The sequence below is a fragment of the uncultured Limnohabitans sp. genome (genome assembly GCF_937889215.1).
GTDB lineage: Bacteria > Pseudomonadota > Gammaproteobacteria > Burkholderiales > Burkholderiaceae_C > Limnohabitans_A.
Genome location: NZ_CALBEX010000518.1, coordinates 1 through 3,710 on the forward strand (window position 1 = coordinate 1; position 3,710 = coordinate 3,710).

Below are 3,710 nucleotides of genomic sequence, written 5' to 3' on the forward strand. Positions count from 1 at the left end.
TGGGCTACACCCGCATGTGGAGCATTCACCCCGACCAGATTCGCCCCATTTTGGAGGCCATGGCCCCCAGCGAAGCCCAAATCGATCAAGCCAGCCAGATCATCTTGGCGGCACAGGCGGCCAACTGGGCGCCCATCAGCCACGGAGGGCAGTTGCATGACCGCGCCAGCTACCGTTTCTTTTGGCAACTGATCGAGCGAGCCCACCAAACGGGCCGCCATTTGCCCGCCGAAGTGCAGGTGCTTTTGGCCGTTCCGGGTGGGGCCGTGGAGTGCAGACCGTCATGATGTGTACCCAACTTCAGGGTTCGTCCATGCCCAAACTCCGCGTGTTGATCGTCAGTGTTTTGCTGTTGGTGCCCGCTTTGGCACAAAGCCAGCCCCCTGCCGTGGCCAAGGGGGCCTCTGGTAAGACGACCTCAACGCGTGCAACGGCCGATGTCACCGCTCGGTTGCAAGCCCAAGCCATTGCCGCTGCCGCTGCCAGGGTCGCTAACACGGTCAAGCCGCCTAACACCCCTGTGGCACCGCCGGTCGTGGCCGGTGATGTCTCGACCAAAGCATTGTCCGTTTGGGTTGCAACGCCTGCGCTGGCTGCGACCCAAGCTGCCGCGATGGTGACACCTGAGCCGCCGTTGGCCAAAACCGACACGGCGCCAGTGAGCCCGGACATGGCCATTGCCCAGCAGATCCATCAGGGTCTGCTACCGTGTGAATTGGGCGCCAGCGTGCGTGTCGAGGCAGATGCTGCTCGGCCAGGCTTTTTCAATGTACAAGGCAAAGGTTTTCGGTACAGCATGTACCCCGTCCAGACCAGCACGGGCGCGCTGCGCCTTGAAGACAAAAAAGCCGGTGCTGTGTGGCTGCAACTGGCCAACAAATCCATGCTGATGGACCAGAAGAAAGGCCGTCGCGTGGCCGATGACTGCGCGCACCCCGAGCAAGTGGCCTACGAGCAAGCCACCAAAAACCAACCTCAGCCTGACCTGTTTGACACCACAGGCATGGGCCGAGCCCCCGATTAATTTGACTGACCGGAGAAAAAAACCATGTTGAAAACCTACCGTGAACACGCCGCAGAACGCGCCGCTTTGGGCATTCCGCCTCTGCCGCTGGATGCCAAGCAAGTGGCCGAGCTGATCGAGCTGATCAAAAACCCGCCTGCAGGCGAAGACGCCTTCTTGATGGAATTGCTGACCCACCGCGTGCCACCCGGCGTAGACGACGCCGCCAAGGTCAAAGCTTCCTTCCTGGCCGCTGTGGCGCATGGCGAACTGAGCGTCGCCCTGGTCTCTAAAGCCAAGGCCACCGAATTGCTCGGCACCATGGTGGGTGGCTACAACGTGCACCCCTTGATCGAGTTGCTCGACAACGCCGAAGTGGCCGCCGTGGCCGCCGAAGGCCTGAAGAAAACCCTCTTGATGTTCGACTTCTTCAACGACGTCGCCGAAAAAGCCAAGGCAGGCAACGCCAAGGCTAAAGAAGTCATGCAAAGCTGGGCCGAGGCCGAGTGGTTCACCAGCCGCCCCGAAGTTGAGAAAAAAATCACCATCACCGTCTTCAAGGTGCCTGGCGAGACCAACACCGACGACTTGTCGCCCGCCCCAGACGCCTGGAGCCGCCCCGACATCCCGCTGCACTACCTGGCGATGTTGAAAAACACCCGCGAAGGCGCACCCTTCAAGCCCGAAGAAGACGGCAAGCGTGGCCCCATGGCCATGATCGAAGAGTTGAAGAAAAAGGGCCACTTGCTGTCATACGTGGGTGACGTGGTCGGCACGGGTTCCAGCCGCAAGTCCGCTACCAACAGCATCATTTGGGGCTTTGGTGAAGACATTCCTTTTGTACCCAACAAGCGCTTTGGCGGTGTGACTTTGGGCGGCAAAATCGCCCCAATCTTCTTCAACACCCAAGAAGACTCCGGCGCATTGCCCATCGAAGCCGACGTGTCGGGCTTGAACATGGGCGATGTGGTGGACGTGTTGCCCTATGAAGGCAAGATCGTCAAAGACGGCAAAACCGTCACCACCTTCCAACTCAAGAGCGATGTTTTGTTTGACGAAGTCCGTGCTGGCGGCCGCATCAACCTGATCATCGGCCGCTCACTCACCGCCAAGGCGCGTGAGTTCCTGGGTCTGCCTGTGTCCACCGTGTTCCGCCTGCCCACTGTGCCTGCTTCGACGAAAGCCGGTTTCACTTTGGCCCAAAAGATGGTCGGTCGTGCGGTCGGTTTGCCAGAAGGCCAAGGCGTTCGCCCCGGCACCTACTGCGAACCCAAGATGACCACCGTGGGCTCGCAAGACACCACCGGCCCCATGACCCGCGACGAGTTGAAAGACTTGGCTTGCTTGGGCTTCAGCGCCGACATGGTGATGCAGTCTTTCTGCCACACCGCCGCTTACCCCAAGGCCGTGGACGTCAAGACCCACCGCGAACTGCCCGCCTTCATCAGCAACCGCGGCGGCGTGTCCTTGCGCCCCGGCGATGGCGTGATCCATTCTTGGCTCAACCGTTTGTTGTTGCCTGACACCGTCGGCACCGGTGGCGACTCGCACACCCGTTTCCCCATCGGCATTTCCTTCCCAGCCGGTTCCGGCTTGGTCGCCTTTGGAGCCGCCACGGGCGTGATGCCTTTGGACATGCCCGAGTCCGTGTTGGTGCGCTTCAAAGGCGAGATGCAGCCCGGCGTGACCCTGCGCGACTTGGTGCACGCGATTCCCTTGTACGGCATCAAGCAAGGCCTGTTGACTGTAGCCAAGTCCGGCAAGATCAACGAGTTCTCTGGCCGCATCCTGGAAATCGAAGGCCTGCCCAACCTGAAGGTGGAGCAAGCGTTTGAATTGTCCGACGCGTCTGCCGAGCGTTCGGCCGCGGGTTGCACGATCAAGCTCAACAAGGAGCCGGTCGAGGAATACCTGAAGTCCAACGTGGTGCTCATGCAAAACATGATTGCCAACGGCTACGAAGACAAGCGCACGCTGCAGCGCCGCATCGAGAAGGTCCAGGCCTGGCTCGACGCGCCCAACCTGCTCGAGGCCGACAAAGATGCCGAGTACGCACACGTTATTGAGATCGACATGAACGAGATCAAAGAGCCGATCCTGTGCTGCCCCAACGACCCGGACGACGCCAAGTTCTTGTCCGACGTCGCAGGCACCAAGATCGACGAAGCGTTCATCGGTTCGTGCATGACCAACATCGGCCACTTCCGCGCAGCAGCCAAGCTGCTCGGCGGCAGCCGCGACATCCCGGTCAAGCTGTGGGTCGCCCCACCGACCAAGATGGACGAGAGCGAGCTGATCAAGGAAGGTCATTACGCCAACTTCGGCGCCGCCGGTGCCCGTACCGAAATGCCCGGCTGCTCGCTGTGCATGGGCAATCAGGCCCAGGTGCGCGAAGGCGCCACGGTGGTGTCCACCTCGACGCGCAACTTCCCCAACCGCTTGGGTAAGAACACCAACGTGTTTTTGGCTTCGGCCGAGTTGGCGGCGATTGCGTCCAAGCTGGGCCACATCCCGACCGTCGCCGAGTACCACGAAGCCATGGGCATCGTGAACAAGGATGGCGCTGCGATCTACAAGTACCTGAACTTCAATCAAATTGAAGAGTACGTGGAGAACGCGAAGGGCGTTGCTGCCTGAGCTGCTTTGCGCTGCATCGGCATAGGGGGGCCGCAATTATTGCAGCCACCCCTGCCACACCACCGGGCAT

2 protein-coding genes and 1 pseudogene are annotated in these 3,710 nt (G+C 60.7%); all 3 read left to right on the plus strand.

Annotated features, from left to right (window positions below; translation table 11 throughout):
• Positions 1-287 (plus strand): annotated as a pseudogene (locus Q0341_RS13195) (CoA ester lyase); the annotation flags it as partial.
• Between the two features lie 26 nt (positions 288-313).
• Positions 314-1,024, plus strand: coding sequence for a hypothetical protein (locus Q0341_RS13200; protein WP_299514148.1), 711 nt, complete (start codon positions 314-316; stop codon positions 1,022-1,024).
• A gap of 24 nt (positions 1,025-1,048) precedes the next feature.
• Positions 1,049-3,640 carry a bifunctional aconitate hydratase 2/2-methylisocitrate dehydratase gene (gene acnB / locus Q0341_RS13205; RefSeq protein WP_299514150.1) on the plus strand — a complete coding sequence of 864 codons (2,592 nt, stop codon included), beginning with the start codon at positions 1,049-1,051 and terminating at the stop codon, positions 3,638-3,640.
• Positions 3,641-3,710: the final 70 nt, after the last annotated feature.

Excerpts from the sequence above, each read along its gene's own strand:
- Q0341_RS13200 (WP_299514148.1), top strand. The coding sequence starts at position 314 with ATGCCCAAACTCCGCGTGTTGATCGTCAGTGTTTTGCTGTTGGTGCCC.
- acnB (WP_299514150.1), top strand. The coding sequence starts at position 1,049 with ATGTTGAAAACCTACCGTGAACACGCCGCAGAACGCGCCGCTTTGGGC.